15 protein-coding genes and 1 pseudogene are annotated in these 15,997 nt (G+C 73.4%); 7 read left to right on the top strand and 9 right to left on the bottom strand.

The window, feature by feature from the left end:
* Window positions 1–3: 3 nt before the first annotated feature.
* Both efeU and QQS16_RS14190 read left to right on the top strand, forming a co-directional pair.
* Window positions 4–876 carry an iron uptake transporter permease EfeU gene (gene efeU / locus QQS16_RS14185; RefSeq protein WP_286062019.1) on the top strand — a complete coding sequence of 291 codons (873 nt, stop codon included), beginning with the start codon at window positions 4–6 and terminating at the stop codon, window positions 874–876.
* Window positions 836–1,837: an SCO2278 family lipoprotein gene (locus QQS16_RS14190; protein ID WP_286062020.1), complete on the top strand. Its 1,002-nt coding sequence runs from the start codon at window positions 836–838 to the stop codon at window positions 1,835–1,837. The genes efeU and QQS16_RS14190 overlap by 41 nt, the downstream gene beginning before the upstream one ends.
* A 42-nt stretch (window positions 1,838–1,879) precedes the next feature.
* On the opposite strand, the gene QQS16_RS14195 is transcribed toward QQS16_RS14190, so the two are convergent.
* Complete coding sequence (locus tag QQS16_RS14195) at window positions 1,880–2,617, bottom strand: bifunctional DNA primase/polymerase (RefSeq protein ID WP_286062021.1); 738 nt, start codon at window positions 2,615–2,617, stop codon at window positions 1,880–1,882.
* 171 nt (window positions 2,618–2,788) lie between these two features.
* Here QQS16_RS14195 and QQS16_RS14200 point away from each other — a divergent pair, with 171 nt between their 5' ends.
* Window positions 2,789–3,628, top strand: a complete 840-nt coding sequence (locus QQS16_RS14200) for a glycerophosphodiester phosphodiesterase (protein WP_286062022.1) — start codon at window positions 2,789–2,791, stop codon at window positions 3,626–3,628.
* Between the two features lie 103 nt (window positions 3,629–3,731).
* On the opposite strand, the gene QQS16_RS14205 is transcribed toward QQS16_RS14200, so the two are convergent.
* Window positions 3,732–4,352 (bottom strand): TetR/AcrR family transcriptional regulator, encoded by a 621-nt coding sequence (locus QQS16_RS14205; protein ID WP_286062023.1) that lies wholly within the window; start codon window positions 4,350–4,352, stop codon window positions 3,732–3,734.
* A gap of 105 nt (window positions 4,353–4,457) precedes the next feature.
* On the opposite strand from QQS16_RS14205, the gene QQS16_RS14210 reads away from it, so the two are divergent.
* A complete protein-coding gene (locus QQS16_RS14210; protein ID WP_286062024.1) occupies window positions 4,458–4,652 on the top strand; it encodes a DUF6243 family protein in 195 nt (64 codons plus the stop codon).
* On the opposite strand, the gene QQS16_RS14215 is transcribed toward QQS16_RS14210, so the two are convergent.
* From QQS16_RS14215 to QQS16_RS14230, 4 genes are all read right to left on the bottom strand, one after another.
* Window positions 4,653–5,654, bottom strand: coding sequence for a small ribosomal subunit Rsm22 family protein (locus tag QQS16_RS14215; protein ID WP_286062025.1), 1,002 nt, complete (start codon window positions 5,652–5,654; stop codon window positions 4,653–4,655).
* 159 nt (window positions 5,655–5,813) lie between these two features.
* Window positions 5,814–7,112, bottom strand: coding sequence for a PP2C family protein-serine/threonine phosphatase (locus QQS16_RS14220; protein WP_502963784.1), 1,299 nt, complete (start codon window positions 7,110–7,112; stop codon window positions 5,814–5,816).
* Window positions 7,113–7,358: 246 nt separating this feature from the next.
* Window positions 7,359–8,474 (bottom strand): serine hydrolase domain-containing protein, encoded by a 1,116-nt coding sequence (locus QQS16_RS14225; protein WP_286066319.1) that lies wholly within the window; start codon window positions 8,472–8,474, stop codon window positions 7,359–7,361.
* An 11-nt stretch (window positions 8,475–8,485) separates the two neighbouring features.
* The gene (locus QQS16_RS14230; protein ID WP_286062026.1) at window positions 8,486–9,859 is read right to left on the bottom strand and encodes a multidrug effflux MFS transporter; all 1,374 of its coding nucleotides are present in this window, start codon (window positions 9,857–9,859) and stop codon (window positions 8,486–8,488) included.
* Window positions 9,860–9,946: 87 nt separating this feature from the next.
* Here QQS16_RS14230 and QQS16_RS14235 point away from each other — a divergent pair, with 87 nt between their 5' ends.
* Entirely contained in the window at window positions 9,947–10,981 is a 1,035-nt protein-coding gene (locus tag QQS16_RS14235) for a Gfo/Idh/MocA family protein (protein ID WP_286062027.1), read from the top strand.
* Here QQS16_RS14235 and QQS16_RS14240 read toward each other — a convergent pair.
* Window positions 10,968–12,624 (bottom strand): annotated as a pseudogene (locus tag QQS16_RS14240) (alkaline phosphatase D family protein). The gene QQS16_RS14235 and the pseudogene QQS16_RS14240 sit on opposite strands and share 14 nt — an antisense overlap.
* A 155-nt stretch (window positions 12,625–12,779) precedes the next feature.
* On the opposite strand from QQS16_RS14240, the gene QQS16_RS14245 reads away from it, so the two are divergent.
* A complete protein-coding gene (locus QQS16_RS14245; protein ID WP_286066320.1) occupies window positions 12,780–13,547 on the top strand; it encodes an SDR family oxidoreductase in 768 nt (255 codons plus the stop codon).
* Window positions 13,548–13,810: 263 nt separating this feature from the next.
* On the opposite strand, the gene QQS16_RS14250 is transcribed toward QQS16_RS14245, so the two are convergent.
* Window positions 13,811–14,845: an aldo/keto reductase gene (locus QQS16_RS14250; RefSeq protein WP_286062028.1), complete on the bottom strand. Its 1,035-nt coding sequence runs from the start codon at window positions 14,843–14,845 to the stop codon at window positions 13,811–13,813.
* Between the two features lie 78 nt (window positions 14,846–14,923).
* On the bottom strand, window positions 14,924–15,250 hold the full coding sequence (locus QQS16_RS14255; protein ID WP_286062029.1) for a nuclear transport factor 2 family protein: 327 nt from the start codon (window positions 15,248–15,250) through the stop codon (window positions 14,924–14,926).
* A 189-nt stretch (window positions 15,251–15,439) separates the two neighbouring features.
* Here QQS16_RS14255 and QQS16_RS14260 point away from each other — a divergent pair, with 189 nt between their 5' ends.
* On the top strand, window positions 15,440–15,997 hold the full coding sequence (locus tag QQS16_RS14260; protein WP_286066321.1) for a DoxX family protein: 558 nt from the start codon (window positions 15,440–15,442) through the stop codon (window positions 15,995–15,997).

The raw sequence follows: 15,997 nt of genomic DNA on the forward strand, positions 1-15,997 counted from the left end.
CCCGTGTTCTCCAACTACCTGATCGGTCTGCGCGAGGGCCTCGAAGCCAGTCTCGTCGTCTGCATCCTGATCGCCTACCTGGTCAAGACCGACCGCAGAGACGCCCTGAAGCCGGTGTGGGCGGGCATCGCCGTCGCGGTGCTGCTCGCGCTGGGCTTCGGCTCCGCCCTCGAATTCGGCTCCCAGGAGCTGACGTTCGAGGCACAGGAGGCGCTCGGCGGCTCCCTGTCGATCCTGGCCGTCGTCCTGGTGACATGGATGGTGTTCTGGATGCGGCGCACCGCCCGGCACCTGCGGACCGAACTGCACGGCAAGCTGGACGCCGCCCTCGCCATGGGTACCGGGGCGCTGGTCGCCACCGCGTTCCTCGCGGTCGGCCGCGAGGGCCTGGAGACGGCCCTGTTCGTGTGGGCGTCGGTGCACGCGGCCGGCGACGGCACCCCGCGCCCGCTGATCGGCGTGGCCCTCGGCCTGGCCACGGCGGTCCTGCTGGGCTGGCTGTTCTACCGCGGCGCCCTGCGCATCGACTTGGCGAGGTTCTTCACCTGGACGGGCGGCATGCTGGTCGTCGTCGCGGCGGGCGTACTGGCGTACGGCGTCCACGACCTCCAGGAGGCCGACTGGGTCCCGGGTCTGACGGACAAGGCCTTCGACATCAGCGGCACGATCCCGCCCGACAGCTGGTACGGCACCCTGCTCAAGGGCGTCTTCAACTTCCAGCCCGACCCGACCGTCCTCCAGGTCACGGTGTGGCTGCTGTACCTGGTCCCGACACTCGCGCTCTTCCTCGCCCCGGTAGGGTTCGCCTCCGGGAAGGGGAAGGTGACAGAACCTGATGAGCAGGGATCACGGCCCTCTGAGGCTCCGCAGGCTTGACCGGACCGCGCTGATAACGGCCTCGCTGACCGCTTTGTCGCTGACGGCGAGCGGCTGTGTGGTGGTGCACGGCGAGCGCGAGGTGCTGCCCGCGGCCACCGAGGCGGAGGCCGCCGAGGCGCTCCGGCAGTTCACCTCCGCGTACAACGCGGCCGACAAGGCGTACGACAGTTCGCTGGACGCCGGCCATGTCACCGGTGCCCTCGCCGACATCGACGAGGCCCGGCTGAAGGCCGGCGCCGCGGACAACCCGGACGGCAACCCGGCCCACACCCCGCTGAAGCTGTCGGACGCGACCTACACGATCCCCAAGAAGGCGGGCTGGCCACGCTGGTTCGTCGCCGACGCGGCCGGCAACAAGGGCGGTTCCTCGCGCTGGCTGTTCGTGTTCACCCGCGGCGGCCTGGACGAGACCTGGCAGGCGGCCTACCTGACGCTGGTGGCGCCCGGCAAGGTGCCCGCGTTCAAGAAGGACGCGGACGGCTGGGCCGAACCGGTGCCGGCGGACTCCGCCGCACTGGCCGTCGCGCCCAAGGACCTGGGCCGGGACTACACGACGTACCTCAAGAACGGCGGGGACGGTTTCGCGACCGGTACGCACACCAGCGTGTGGCGTGCGCTGCGCGAGAAGAACGAGAGCCGGCCGGGCCTGGCCACGCAGTACATCGACGAGCCGCTCACCACCGGTGACTACGCGCCGCTCGCGCTGCGTACGGCCGACGGCGGGGCGCTGGTCTTCTTCACCACGCACCATTACGAGAAGCAGACGGCCGCGCCGGGCACCTCGGTGCCGGACCCGGGCGAGGACGTACTGGCCCTGACGACCGGTGAGATCAAGCAGTCGCTCACCATGGAGTTCGTCTCCAACGAGGTGGCCCTGACTCCGGCGAAGGGCGCGGGCGACCAGCGGGTGACGGTGCTGGGGCGGATCCAGGGGCTGACGTCGGCGCAGGGGTCGTAGCACGGGCTCCGGCGGCCGCGGCACCGGGTTCGTCCGCCGGGCTCAGTGACGCGGGGGCCAGCCGGCGGCGCTCGCGTGGTCCGGCTGATCTCCGAGGTGGCGGGCGCAGGCGTCGGTGAGGGGTTCCAGGAGGGTCAGCGGGTCCGGCAGCGGGTGTTCGGGGCCGCGGACCCAGTGCACGGTCTGGTCGCCGGGGAGCCGGGCGGGCGGGACGAGGACGTAGGAGCCGCGGCAGTGCCAGCGCAGGCCCGGGTGCTCGTCCATCGTCTCGGGGTGGCAGTCCAGTTCGCAGGGCCACCACTCGTCCTCCTCCTCGGGGGTGCCCCGGGTGAGGGTGAAGAAGAGCAGCCGGCCGTCGTCGCTCTCGGCGACCGGTCCGACCTCGACGCCGGAGCCGAGCAGTTCCTCCAGCGCCTCCCGGCCCGCCTCCAGCGGCACGTCGAGGACGTCGTGCACCATGCCGGTCGCGGTGATGAAGTTGGCCTGCGGCTGGTGGCGGGCCCAGCGCTCGATCTGCGCGCGGTCGGTGGTGGACTGTGTCTGCCAGGCGAACGACACCGGGTGCCGGGCGGGGGTGGGACAGCCCACGCGGTCGCAGGAACAGCGGTAGTCGGGGGCGGGATACGCGGCGGGGGCGAGCGGCAGCCCCGCGTCGGCGGCGGCGAGCAGCAGGACCTCACGGCCGTCGTGGTCGGCGGCGGCCTCCCTGGGGCGGCGTCCGCGCAGCCACTGGGAGAGCTTGCCCTGCCGACCGGAACGGCCGCCGAACTCTGCGCTCATCTATCCCCTCGCCTCGCCGTCGTGCGGAACAGCATGCCCTATGGTCCCACCATCCGGCGCTCCGGGGGGACCGGAGCCGACAACAGGGGCAGGTCGGACGAGGCGGTCCCGTCACCGGGATCGAGTGTCATTACGCCCTTTGTCGCGATGTACCGGCCTACCGTCGTCCGTATGGTCACATGGATCGCGTCGACGGGCCTGACCTCCGCGGCCTCCGTGGTCTCGCTGGCCCTCGCGGGGCCGACGGCCCCGTTGGAGTGGGGCGCGGGGCCGTTGACGGTGGACGCGCTGCCCCGCGTCACCTATGTCGCGCACCGCGGCGGCGCCCGCGAGGTGCCCGAGAACAGCATGGCGGGGCTGATGGCGGCCCACGCGCGCGGTACGGCGCAGGTGCTGGACTTCGACACGCGCCTGCTGCGCGACGGCACGCCGGTGGTGATGCACGACGCCACGCTGAACCGGACGACCTTCGCGGGCGGCGAGGTGCGGGGGCTGGACCTGCGGGAGTGGCGGGGCATGCGGCTGCGCCCCCGGGACTCGCTGCCCGGGAGCTGGCGTTCGGAACGGCCGCCGACGGTCGCCGAGGTGCTGGATCGCTTCGGCGGGCGGATCGTGCTGATACTGGAGGCGAAGGACCCGCGGAGCCTGGACCGGCTGGCCGGGCTGATCCGCGCCCGGGGCCTGTCCCGCTCGGTCTTCGTCAACTCCAACGATCCCGAAGTGGCCCGGCGCGCCCACCGTCTGGGCCTGCTCGCCCAGCTGTGGCGCTCGGCCCGGCAGCTGCGCACGGACCGGCCCGAACACTGGCGGTCCTTCGTGGACCTCCTGGACGTGGACCACCGGGCCCGCGACACGGACCTGGCCCGGGCCGTGCGCTCGGGCGTCCCCCGGGTGTGGGCGCACACCGTGCTGACGCCCCGGCAGCGGGACCGGGTCCTGGCGCTGGGCTGCGACGGGGTCATCACGGACGCGCCGGGACGGCTGGCCGGACGGTCCCGCACGGGAGGCTGAGCGGGGGCCGGCCCGGCGGGCGGGCCGGGCGGGCCGGGGGGGGCCGGGGGCCCGGTGGGGCAGTCCGCTCGGTGGCCGGCACGCGTGCCGGCCGGCACGCTGCTCAGCGGGTGGCGATCCCGTGCAGCGCGTAGTCGACGAGGGTGTCGGTGTACTCGTGGGAGATCGGGCCCGTGTACTGGAGCCAGCGCTGGGCGAGGGGGGAGACCCAGAGTTCGAGGGCGATGCGCGGGTCGACGTCCCGGCGGACCTGGCCGGCCTCCTGCGCCAGGCGCACCCGGTCGGCGTACAGCTGGAGGGACGGTTCGAGGAGCCTGGCCACGAAGACCCGGCCGAGCCGCTCGTCGACCACGCCTTCGGCGGCCAGGGCGCGGGTGGGCGCCTCGAACCGGGGGTCCTTGAGCTCGTCGACGGTGGCCCGCAGCACGGTCTTGAGGTCGGCGGCGAGGTCGCCGGTGTCCGGGAAGGCGAACGGCTCCTGGGTGTCCGGGTCCCGGCCCGCCTGTTCGCTCAGGTCGAGGAAGGCCTCCAGCAGGACCTCCGCCTTCGACGACCACCAGCGGTAGATCGTCTGCTTGCCGACGCCGGCGCGGGCGGCGATGCCCTCGATGGTGGTCCTGGGGTAGCCGATCTCGGCGACCAGCGCGAGGGCGGCGTCGTAGATCGCGCGGCGGGACCTCTCGCTGCGGCGGGTGGTGTCAGGGACGGGCTTCCGGTCGGTCATGGGTCGAAGTTACCACTTGACAAGACGGAGCGTCTCGCCGGACAGTTGAGACGTCAAAGCGAGACGATACGTCTCGTCACTGCGTCGAGAGCGGGAGGACACCTCATGACCCGAGGTGGAGCAGGAAACATGCTGGGCGTCGGCGGCACCCGGAAGAAGCTCGGCCGCGACGCCCTGCGCGGGGGCGAGCGCGGCGGCCGGATCGGCGGCGGACTGGATGCCCGGGCTCAGAAGCGGGAGCTGCTGCGCAGGCTCCAGGAGAAGCGGCAGGAGGTGGTCAGCGGCGACGGATCGTCGTGATCAGGGCCGGTCCCGGCGGTCCGCCGGGGGCCAGGCGTCGCCCCAGTCCGCGTCGCGGGCCGCCTTGTAGAGGTCGCCGTGGCGTTTGGTGACCGTGCGGCGGCCGAGCTTCTCGTCGGGCTCGCACAGGTCGAGCAGGACCTGCCCCTTGCGGATCTGCGGGCGCCGGATCACCCGGGAGGGGGCCGGCGCCACCGGGAGGCGGGCGGCGGCGACGTAGGCGAACTTCTCGTCCTCGTAGGCGAGGGAGCCGCCCTTGACCTGGCGGTGCAGGGAGGAGCGGCTGACCCGGGCCGAGAAGTGGCACCAGTCCTCGCCGGGGACGATGGGGCAGGCGGCGCTGTGCGGGCAGGGCGCCGCGACCTGGAGGCCGGCGGCGATCAGCCGGTCGCGGGCCTCGATCACCCGGGCGTAGCCGTCGGGGGTGCCGGGTTCGACGATCACCACGGCCTGGGCGGCGGCCGCGGCGGCGTCGACGAGGGCGGCGCGGTCGGGGGCGGTGAGTTCGTTGAGGACGTACGACACGGTGACGAGATCGGTGCTCTCGATGGTGAGCGCCGCTCCGATCCGAGAGCGCTGCCAACGGACGTCGCGCAGGGCCGGGTGGGCGGCGGCGATCTCCCGGCCGAGGGCCAGGGCGGGTTCGGCCCAGTCGAGCACGGTGACCGGGCGTGCGCCGTCCCAGGTGGCGCTGACGGCCCAGGTGGCGGCGCCGGTACCGCCGCCGACGTCGACGTGGCTGCCGGGGGCCCACCCCGGTACGGCGTCCGCGAACGCCTCAAGCGCCGAGCGCACCGCCTCGAAGGTCGCGGGCATGCGGTAGGCGGCGTACGCGGCGACGTCGGCGCGGTCGCGGAGGATGGGGCTGTCGGTCGGGGTGGCGCCCCGGTAGCTGGCGATGAGCCGCTCCACGGCTTGCGCGGCCTGCCTGGGCGGAAGCCCGTCGAGCAGGGTGGCGAGAGCGGTGCGCAGGGTCTCGGCCGGGGATACGGGGGCGTTCACCCGCTGATTCTACGGGCGCCGCGCACGGGTGGGGTCTCGCCGGGCTCCGCCACCTCGCCGGCGGCACCGTTCACCGGACCGGTGCCGCGGGGCCGGGACGTCCCCCGGCTTCCGCTCACGCAGACCGGCCGGCTGTCCGGAGCCGGCGGTCCCCGGAGGTCAGGACGCCGGTGTCGGTGAGGGGGACGCGTCGGTGAGGTCCGCCCCGGTGTCGGCATGCCGCCGGGAGTGCCCGACGCCGTGCCAGTCCAGGCACATGATGGTGGCGTCGTCCTGGAGGTGACCCTCGTGCGCGGCGACGACCTTCGCGATCACCGTGCGGGCGGCCTCCCGCGGATGCAGGCCGCCGGTGCGCACGATGAGGCCCTCCAGGTCCACGTCGCTGGCGCTGTGCTCCAGCATCCCGTCGGTGAACATGAACAGCCGGTCGCCGGCCCGCAGATCCAGCCGCTGGACCCGGTAGGTGTGCGGGAAGCGGAAGCCGAACGGCATGTCGACCTCGACCCTGAGCTGTTCCACCTTCCCCTCGCGCAGCCGCAGCGGCCACGGGTGGCCCGCGTTGATGAACTCGACACCGCCGTCGAGCAGGCTGATGCGCAGGAGCTGGCCGGTGACGTACCCCTGCCTTCCGTGCTCGAGCATCGTCTGGTGCGCCTGCCGGGCCTGTTCGGCCAGATCGGCGCCCGCCCGCCTGGCCCCGCGCAGCGCGCCCACGGCGAGGGTGGCGAGCAGCGCGGCGTCGACGTCGTGGCCCATCGCGTCGGTGACGGACAGCTGGACGGTGTCGCGGTCGATCACGTAGTCGAAGGTGTCGCCTCCGACATGGTCGGCGGGTTCCAGTGCTCCGGCGACCGTGAACTGCGCGGCCTCACAGGCGAGGGACGAGGGGAGCAGCCGGTGCTGGATCTCCGCGGCCAGACTCAGCGGCCGGGTGCGGCGGCCCCACTGGTAGACGTCGGTGTACGACCGGTTCGCGATGACGATGTAGGCCAGTGCGTGCGCGGTCTCGCCGATCTCCCGCATCGCGGCCTCGTCGGGCGCCGAGGAGAGGAAGAGCTCCAGCAGACCGATGGCGTCTCCCCGGTTGGTGACCGGGGCCACGACCCGCACCGTCCGCGCGCCGTCCCCGGCCTCCACGGCCGGCTGCTGGGTCCGGATCACCTCGTCGTACAGGGTGCCGGGCAGGTTGATGCGCCGGGCCGGTTCGTCGGTCTCCACGTCCCCGGCGGCGCCGAGACGCACGACTGACGTACCGGTGAAGTCCATGATGAGGAAGGAGACCCTGGTCGCGTCGAGGCGCTGTCTGAGCATGTGGGCGACGACGTCGAGCGATTCCACCGGTGGCGCGGCCTCCGCCGCGGCCAGCGCCCCGGCGAGCCCGACCGGCCGGGGGCGGTCGTCGTCCGGGGGAAGCCAGGAGTCGGTCCCCCGGTCAGTGTCCGGCCGATGCGCGCTCACCTGATGCGTCTCCCGTTGTCTGATCGCCCGCACTCATCCCGCCGGAGAAGACCGGAAGCCGACGGGCCGACGGGCCGACGGTGACCACGTGCCCGGGCACGCGTCGTTCCGCACCGCCGAGTCCGCGCCCTCTTCGGCCCGCACAGACCGTACCCCCTGCCCGGCTCCCGCGGGCCGGAGAGGTGAGTGCTCGTCCGGCCGCTTCGCCACCCTGGCATCCCCCGCCCCTACATGCATCCCCCGCCCCTACATCCCCCGCACCGCCCGCGCCAGCCGCGTCGCCGCCGCCGCTCTGGGTCTGCTGTCCGGGGCCCGCCTTCGGGGGTGCACCGTGTTCGCCAGGAGGACCAGGAAGGTGTCCGTGGCGCGGTCCAGGACCAGCGAGGTGCCCGTGAACCCCGTGTGGCCCGCGGCTCCCCGGCCGGCCAGTTCGCCCATGAACCAGGGCTGGTCCAGGGCGAAGCCCAGTCCCGGCGGGGTCAGCAGCAGTTCGACGAAGTCCGGGCCGAGGATGCGGGCGGGACCGTACGCGCCGCCCGCGAGCAGGGCGCGGCAGAGGACCGCGAGGTCCCGGCCGGTCGAGAAGAGGCCCGCGTGACCGGCCACGCCGCCCAGCGCCCAGGCGTTCTCGTCGTGGACCTCGCCCCGCAGCATGCCCCGGTCGGCCTTGGCCCACGGCCGCCGCTGGTCCTCCGTGGCCGCCGCGCCGGGGCACGGGCCGAAGCGGGTCGCCGTCATGCCCAGCGGGCGGGTGATGCCGTCGTGGACGAGGACGTCCAGGGTGCGGCCGGTGACGCGTTCCAGGACGTACTGGAGCAGGAGCGGGTTGAGGTCGGAGTAGGTGTAGGTGCCGGGTACGCCGATCGGGCGCTCCGCGCGCAGTAACCGCAGGCGTTCCTCGGCGTCGGCGCAGTCGTACAGCGGGAGTTCGGGCCGCAGCCCGGAGGTGTGCGTGAGCAGCTCCCTCACGGTGATGCCGTGCTCGGCGGCGGCCCGGAAGTCCGGCAGGTACGCGCCGACCCGCGCGTCGATGCCCAGCGTGCCCCGCTCGATCTGCTGCACGGCGGCGACCGCGGTGCACAGCTTGGTGAGGGAGGCCAGGTCGAAGGGGGTGCCGACGGTCATGGGAACGCGCGCGTCGGGCGGCAGTTCCACGCCCGTGTCCGTCGCGGGGTCGTAGGAGGCATGGCGGACGGCCCAGCCCGCCGCCTCCTCGACGGCGATCACCGGGCCGCGCCCGGCCACCACCACGGCGCCCGCCGCCCAGGGGCGCTCGCCGGCGGTGAGGCCGTGGATCTCCCGGACCAGGTGACGCAGCTCCTCGGGGTCGAGTCCGGCTCGTTCCGGTGTGTCGTGGCGCAGTCTCGGTGCGCTCAGTTCTCCTCCCCCGGGCTCCCGGCGTCACGCGGACGGGCGGGACCCCCGCCCTCCACGGTCGCACGCGCGTTCCAGGGACGGCACAGTCCCACGAAGCAGGCGGCCGCCACCAGTACGGCGCCCAGTTGGACGAGCGCCATCGGTACGGCGGTGTCCTCGCCGGCGATCCCGACCAGCGGCGCGGCGACGGCGCCGACGAGGAAGGACGAGGTGCCCAGCAGCGCGGAGGCGGCGCCCGCGGAGTGGTCGACGCGCATCAGGGCGAGCGCCTGGGCGTTGGGCATCGTCACGGCGATCGCGGACATCACCACGAACAGCGCGGCCGAGACCGGCACCAGCCCCACCTCGCCGAAGACGCCCGTCGACATCAGCAGCAGCGCGGTCGCGGCGAGCCCGAGGGCGACGAGGCCGGCGGCGAGCACCTTGTCCAGGCTGACCCGGCCGACCAGCAGCTTGCCGTTGATCTGGCCCATGATCACCAGCCCGACCGAGTTGGCGCCGAACAGGAGGCTGAACGTCTGCGGGGAGGCGCCGTAGATCTCCTGGATGACGAACGGGGACGCCGAGATGTAGGCGAAGACCACGACGAAGGCGAAGCTTCCGGTGAGGACGTATCCGGTGAAGACGCGGTCGGCGAGCAGGCTCCGCATGGCGCGCAGGGCCTCGCCGACGCCGCCGCCGTGCCGGTCGGCCGGTGCCAGGGTCTCTGGCAGCCGGGTCCACACCAGGACGGTGAGCGCGATCCCGATCCCCGTCAGGACGACGAACACGCCCCGCCAGTCCGTCACCCGCAGGACCTGCCCGCCGATGAGCGGCGCGACGATCGGGGCGACCCCGGAGACCAGCATGAGCTGGGAGAAGAACCGGGCCATGGCCACGCCCTCGTACAGGTCGCGTACGACGGCCCGCGCGATGACTATCCCCGCCGCGCCCGCGAGGCCCTGCACCAGCCGGAACGCGACGAGGAGTTCGACGCTGGGCGCGAGGGCGCACACGGCGGTGGCGGCGACGTAGATCATGAGGCCGATGAGCAGGGGGCGCCGGCGGCCCCACCGGTCGCTCATCGGGCCGACCACGATCTGGCCGAGCGCCATGCCGACCAGGCAGGCGGTGAGGGTGAGCTGGACGGTCGCGGCGGGCGCGGAGAGGGACCTGGTGACCGCCGGGAGGGCGGGCAGGTACATGTCCATCGCCAGCGGGGGCGTCGCGGTGAGGCCGCCGAGGACGAGGGTGACCAGGAAACCCGTGCGGCGCGGGCCGGCGAGCGGATCGGCGGGGGCTTCCCCGTTCGGCCCGGTCGGCGGTTCGGCGGCCTGGTGCGATGCGGCCTGTGGCGACTCCTGCGGTGTCGGTGCCCCGCGCTCGGGCATGTGCCCCTCCCTCTTCGAGTGATCCGCCGCCTATGCTCTCAGCTCGTACGCAGTGCCGAGGGTCAGGTGAGCGAGGGTGGGGCCGGGATGACGGAGAAGAGCGTGCGCTGGGGGATCCTGGCGACGGGTGGGATCGCCGCGGCGTTCACCGCGGACCTGGTGGACCTGCCGGACGCCGAGGTGGTCGCGGTGGCCTCGCGGACCGAGGAGTCGGCCAAGGCGTTCGCGGACCGGTTCGGGATACCGCGGGCGTACGGCGACTGGGAGTCGCTCGCGCACGACGAGGACGTCGACGTCGTGTACGTGGCCACCCCGCACGCGGCGCACCGCGCGGCGGCCGGCCTGTGTCTGACGGCCGGGCGGAACGTGCTGTGCGAGAAGGCGTTCACGCTGAACGCGCGGGAGGCCGAGGAACTGGTCGCGCTGGCCAGGGAGCGCGGGAGCTTCCTGATGGAGGCCATGTGGATGTACTGCAACCCGCTGATCCTGCGGCTGGCCGGCCTGGTGCGGGACGGCGCGATCGGCGAGGTGCGCACGGTGCACGCCGACTTCGGGCTGGCGGGGCCGTTCCCGCCCTCGCACCGGCTGCGTGACCCGGCTCAGGGCGGGGGCGCGCTGCTGGATCTGGGCGTGTACCCGGTGTCGTTCGCGCAGCTGCTGCTCGGGGAGCCGTCGGACATCGCGGCGCGAGCGGTGCTCTCCGAGGAGGGCGTCGACCTACAGACCGGAGCACTGCTCTCCTGGGAGAGCGGCGCTCTGGCTTCGGTGCACTGCTCCATCACCGGCGGCACCGCCACCACCGCCTCCGTCACCGGCTCCCAGGGCCGCATCGACATCCCGTACGGCTTCTTCCACACCGACCGCTTCGTGCTGCACCGCGACGGCCGCGACCCGGAGGAGTTCACGGCCGGACCGGAGGACGGCACCCGGGCCGGCCTCAAGCACGAGGCCCGCGAGGTGATGCGGGCCCTGCGGGCCGGCGAGACCGAGTCCCCGCTCGTCCCGCTCGACGGCACCCTCGCCGTGATGCGGACGCTCGACGCGATCCGGGACCGCGTCGGCGTCCGCTACCCGGGAGAGGCCCCGGACCAGGACCCCTCGGCCACGCTCACGCCGGCGTGAGCCCCGGCCGCCCCACCTGGGTCACGAAGGACGCGGCCGTCGTGACGGGCGCCCCGGGCGTCGTCACGTACGGCACGGTCCGGAAGTCGGCCCGTGCCTGTTCCCGGCCCAGCGTGACCGTCACATAGCCGCGCCGGCCGTTGTAGAACCTCAGGTGCGGGTTGGCGGACATGTAGGTGTTCCAGTTCGCGGGCCGGTCGGCGCCGTCCCGGCCGCTGGAGATCGAGGTCGTCACGATCTCCGTGCCCAGCGTCCGCGAGTCCGGGTCGTCGACGTCGTCCTTGATGTCGAAGGCGTACGCGGAGTGCACGTCCCCGCTGAGCACCATCAGGTTCTCGACACCGGCCGCCTTCGCTCCGGCCAGGACCCGGTCGCGGGAGGCCCGGTAGCCGTCCCAGGCGTCCATCGACACCCGGGACGGCGTGGTCAGGTCCATGTTCCGCCGGGCGAACAGGACCTGCTGCGGCACGACGTTCCACAGCGCCCGCGAGGAACGCCACCCGTCCAAAAGCCAGCGCTCCTGCGTCGCGCCGGTCATCGTGCGCGCCGGATCGTCGGACTCGGGGCCGGGCACGTGCGCGGCGTCGCCGTACGCCTGGTCCGAGCGGTACTGGCGGGTGTCCAGGACGTCGAACTGGGCGCCGGCCCCAGTGCAGACGGCGGTACAGCCGCATGTCGGGGCCCTCGGGCCGCTGGGGGCGGCGCAGCGGCTGGTTCTCCCAGTAGGCGCGGTAGGCGGCGGCGCGGCGCAGCAGGAACTCCTCCGGCGGGACGCTGTTCTCGGGGATGCCGTCGGCGTAGTTGTTCTCGGTCTCGTGGTCGTCCCAGGTGACGACGAAGGGGTGCGCGGCGTGGGCGGCGCGCAGGTCGGGGTCGGACTTGAACAGGGCGTAGCGCAGGCGGTAGTCCTCCAGCGTGACCGTCTCCCGGTCGAAGACGGCCGGGAGCGTGCGGTCGGTGTAGTTCCGTTGGCCGCCGGCCGCGTTGACCGCGTACTCGTACAGGTAGTCGCCGAGATGGAAGACGAGGTCGACGTCGTCCTGGGCGAGATGCGCGTACGGGGTGTAGTAGCCGTCGTGGTACGCCTGGCAGGAGACGGCGGCCAGGGTGAGGGCCGGGGTGCGGCTGCCGGCGGCCGGAGCGGTGCGGGTGCGGCCGGTCTCGCTGATCCAGCCGCCCACGCGGAAGCGGTAGTGGAGGACCCGGCCGGGGTCGAGGTGGTTCACCTCGACGTGGACCGTGTGGTGGAACTCGGGGTGCGCGACGGCCGTCCCGCGTCGGGCGATCCGGCGGAATCCCTCGTCGTGCGCCAGCTCCCAGTGCACCCGCACCCGTTGGGCCGGCAGGCCGCCGTCGGGCTGGTACGGGGCCGGGGCCAGCCGGGTCCACAGGAGCACGGAGCCGGGCTGCGGGTCGCCGGAGGCCACCCCGAGGGTGAAGGGGTTCTCGGTGATCCGCGCGGCGTCCAGCTCGGCGGCGCTCGCCGTGCCGGCGGCCGGCAGGTTCACCGAGAACGCGAGCGCGGCGGCGGCGGCGGCGGCGCCGGTCAGGAAGCGGCGGCGGTTCAGGTGCCGGGCGGCGGCGCGGAGTTCGGGGTCGTGCCCCCACGGGGCACGCTGTGACGGGCGGGTGTCGAGTGTCATCCGGTCCTCCCCTGACTGGTGGATGCAGGAGGCAATTGGAGTGGCCCGGGACGACTCCTGATGGGCGTGTACACAACAGCCGGATGGCGGACGGATGAGTTCCGTGCGGCGGACCCCGCCCGGTCCCTCCCGTACGCTGCGGGCCCATGAATGCCATGGAAACTGCGGAGAATTCGAGGATCGCGGTGGTGACCGGCGCCGGTTCCGGCATCGGCCGCGCGGTCGCCCTGGAACTCATGCGCGCGGGCTGGTCGGTGGCGTTGGCGGGCCGCCGGACCGGGACACTGGAGGAGACGGCGGGGCTGGCGCCCGAAGGCGCCTCGGCATCGGTCGCCGTACGCACGGACGTGTCACGGCCCGAGGACGTGGCCGCGCTGTTCGCCGCCACCGTGGACCGCTTCGGGCGCGTGGACCTGCTGTTCAACAACGCGGGGACGTTCGGCCCGGGCGGGGTGCCGGTCGAGGAGCTCAGCTACGACGCCTGGCGGCACGTGGTGGACACCAACCTCAACGGGGCGTTCCTGTGCGCGCAGGCGGCGTTCCGGCAGATGAAGGAGCAGGACCCGCGGGGCGGCCGGATCATCAACAACGGCTCGGTCTCCGCCCACACACCCCGGCCGCACTCGGTCGCCTACACCGCGACCAAGCACGCGCTGACCGGACTGACCAAGTCGCTGTCCCTGGACGGGCGTCCGTACGGCATCGCGGTCGGGCAGATCGACATCGGCAACGCGGCCACCGACATGACCGAGCGGATGCGCGGCGGCGTCCTCCAGGCCAACGGGTCGGTCACGCCCGAGCCCGTGATGGACGTGGCCGATGTGGCGCGCACGGTCCGGCACATGGCGGAGTTGCCGCTGGAGGCGAATGTGCAGTTCGCGACGGTGCTGGCCACGACGATGCCGTACGTGGGACGCGGCTGAGCCTCGGGGCCGTCAGGAGTTGAAGAGGCAACCTCCCCAAACGGAATGGTGAACTCCATAGCAAAAGTCCCGGTGGTGGGCTTATGCTCTTTCTCGCCTCCACAAGAGCTTCACACTTGGAGGTCACAGCTTCCGTCGACCGCTCCCGAGGGGGGAGGCGGCAGCCGTTCCACCGCGCCGGGTGGGGGCCGACTTCGCGCGGGACCGCGAGGCGGGCATCGGCGGGTGGAACGGCTGCCGCGTACGTCAGTCCCGGCCGAACCTCACCGGCCGAGGATCTGGTCGATCTCGGCCAGCTGCCCGGCGGTGAGCGGCCCCTTCTCCAGCGCGCCCGCGTTCTGTTCGGCCTGGGCGACCGAGCGGAAGCCGGGGATCGGAACCGTGCGCGGACTGCGCGCCCACAGCCAGCCGAGGGCACCCTGGGCGAGCGTCCGGCCGTCGCTGGTGAGCACGTCCTTCAGCGCGTCGACGCGGGCGAGCCAGTCGGGAGCCGCGCCGGAGCCCTCGTCGAAGCCCGGGAGCCAGGCCGGCGGCCGGCTGCGGATGTCCCCGGACTCCAGCGCCTCCCCGGTCCGGCGCTTCCCGGTCAGCAGCCCCATGGCCAGCGGACTGCGGTTGACGCTCGCCAGCCCCGACTCCTCGCACAGGGCGATCATCTCGGGGGCGTCCCGCAGCACGTTGACCGCGTGCTGTACGGCCGTGCAGTGCTCCCCGGCCGCGAACACGGCGGCGCGGGCCGGGTCGTCGGTGCTCCAGGCGTACGCGCGGATCAGGCCCTCCCGCACGAACTCCTCGCAGATGTCGCGCAGTTCGGCCGCGCGGGCGGGATCGGCGTCGGACAGGTGCAGTTGATGGAGGTCGACGTGGTCGGTGCCGAGGCGGGTGAGTGACGCCGTCAGGGCACGTCGGGCGTAGGCGGGGGTGTCGTCGGCGCCGGTGAGCGTGCGGGTCCGCTCGTCGAAGACGTTGCCCCACTTGGTGGCGACGACCACGTCGTCCCGGCGCTTGCCGAGGGCCCGGCCGAGGACGCGTTCGCTGTGGCCGGCGCCGTAGGTGTCCGCCGTGTCGAAGAAGGTGACGCCGAGGTCGAGGGCGCGCCGGATCGCCCGTACGGACTCCTCGTCGTCGACCTTTCCCCAGCCCAGCGGCTGTCCGTGGGCGTCCTGCCACTCTCCGCCGATCGCCCAGCAGCCGAAGCCGAGCGCGCTGACCTCGATGCCGCTGCGGCCCAGTGTCCGTGTGGTCGTCCCGGTGCTCGTGCGCGCTGTCGTCCCGGTGGTCGTCCTTGTGGTCTCCATGCCGGGGAACGCTAGGGGTTGGAGTGCGCACGAGGGCAAGGCCCGGTGCGGTCGCCGGGCACGCCTACGCGGTGGGGTTCACGCCTGGCCGGTCTCGAAGCGGGAGATCCTGCCGTCCTCGCCGATCGTGAAGCTCCAGCGGGTGCGCATCTCGCCCCAGGTGTCGTTGCGGTGGCGAGCGAGGAGGGCACGGCCGCCCCGGGACTCGTTGTCGACCTCGATGCGACCGTGGGTGAAGAAGATCTCCCGGTCGATCCACTCGGCGAGGTCGCGGTCGGTGCCGTCGTCCGCCATGGTCGCCCCGGGGGCGAGGAGTGCCAGGAAGGCCTCCCGGTCATGGGCGTTGACGGCGTTGACGAAGGCCCGGACGGCCGGGTCGCTCAGCTTGGCTGTCTGAATCGTCATGCCGGTCAGACTCACACCGCTCCCCGGACCCCGCCACCCGAACGGCGCCCCGGGCGGGACCGGGAGGTGCCGCACGGTGTCAGGAGTGCGACGGTGGAGACGCGGAGGGGGTTGTTCCTGCTGTTCCTGTCACTGTGCACGCCGCTGTCCGTGTCGTTCCTTCGTCCCTCTTCTTTCCAGGAGACCCTCGTGACCTGCTACGACCGACGTGATCTGGGCCTGCTGCTGCTCCGGCTGGGCACCGGCGGGGTACTGGCCGCGCACGGCGCGCAGAAGCTGTTCGGGTGGTTCGGCGGACACGGGCTGGAGGGCACCGGCCAGTTCTTCGAGTCCGTCGGGTACGCGCCCGGCAGGGAGAGCGCCGCGGCGGCGGGGCTGGCCGAGGCCGGCGGCGGCACGCTGCTGGCGCTGGGCCTGGCGACCCCGGCGGCCGGGGCGGCGGCGGCCGGGGCGATGGCCGGGGCGGCCGCGGTGCACACGCCCAACGGCTTCTTCAACCAGGGCGGCGGCTACGAGTACGCGGCGAGCCTGGGCCTGACGGCCGCCGGTCTGGCCGTCACCGGGCCCGGGCGGCTGTCCCTGGACCACGCGCTCGGCCACGCGGTCAACCGGAACTGGATGGTCCCGGCGGCGTTCGCGGCGACCGGGCTGGTGACGGCGCTGGTCGTGGGCGCCCGCAACCGGCGTCTGCGGACGTCGGAGAAGGACGAGCAGGAAGCCCTGTTCGAGGAGACGTTCGACGAGTAG

This window comes from Streptomyces sp. ALI-76-A, from assembly GCF_030287445.1.
Classification (GTDB): domain Bacteria; phylum Actinomycetota; class Actinomycetes; order Streptomycetales; family Streptomycetaceae; genus Streptomyces.

Excerpts from the sequence above, each read along its gene's own strand:
- QQS16_RS14230 (WP_286062026.1), bottom strand. The coding sequence starts at position 9,859 with ATGCCCGAGCGCGGGGCACCGACACCGCAGGAGTCGCCACAGGCCGCA.
- QQS16_RS14235 (WP_286062027.1), top strand. The coding sequence starts at position 9,947 with ATGACGGAGAAGAGCGTGCGCTGGGGGATCCTGGCGACGGGTGGGATC.
- QQS16_RS14250 (WP_286062028.1), bottom strand. The coding sequence starts at position 14,845 with ATGGAGACCACAAGGACGACCACCGGGACGACAGCGCGCACGAGCACC.
- QQS16_RS14200 (WP_286062022.1), top strand. The coding sequence starts at position 2,789 with ATGGTCACATGGATCGCGTCGACGGGCCTGACCTCCGCGGCCTCCGTG.
- QQS16_RS14205 (WP_286062023.1), bottom strand. The coding sequence starts at position 4,352 with ATGACCGACCGGAAGCCCGTCCCTGACACCACCCGCCGCAGCGAGAGG.
- QQS16_RS14245 (WP_286066320.1), top strand. The coding sequence starts at position 12,780 with ATGGAAACTGCGGAGAATTCGAGGATCGCGGTGGTGACCGGCGCCGGT.
- QQS16_RS14255 (WP_286062029.1), bottom strand. The coding sequence starts at position 15,250 with ATGACGATTCAGACAGCCAAGCTGAGCGACCCGGCCGTCCGGGCCTTC.
- QQS16_RS14210 (WP_286062024.1), top strand. The coding sequence starts at position 4,458 with ATGACCCGAGGTGGAGCAGGAAACATGCTGGGCGTCGGCGGCACCCGG.
- QQS16_RS14190 (WP_286062020.1), top strand. The coding sequence starts at position 836 with ATGAGCAGGGATCACGGCCCTCTGAGGCTCCGCAGGCTTGACCGGACC.
- QQS16_RS14195 (WP_286062021.1), bottom strand. The coding sequence starts at position 2,617 with ATGAGCGCAGAGTTCGGCGGCCGTTCCGGTCGGCAGGGCAAGCTCTCC.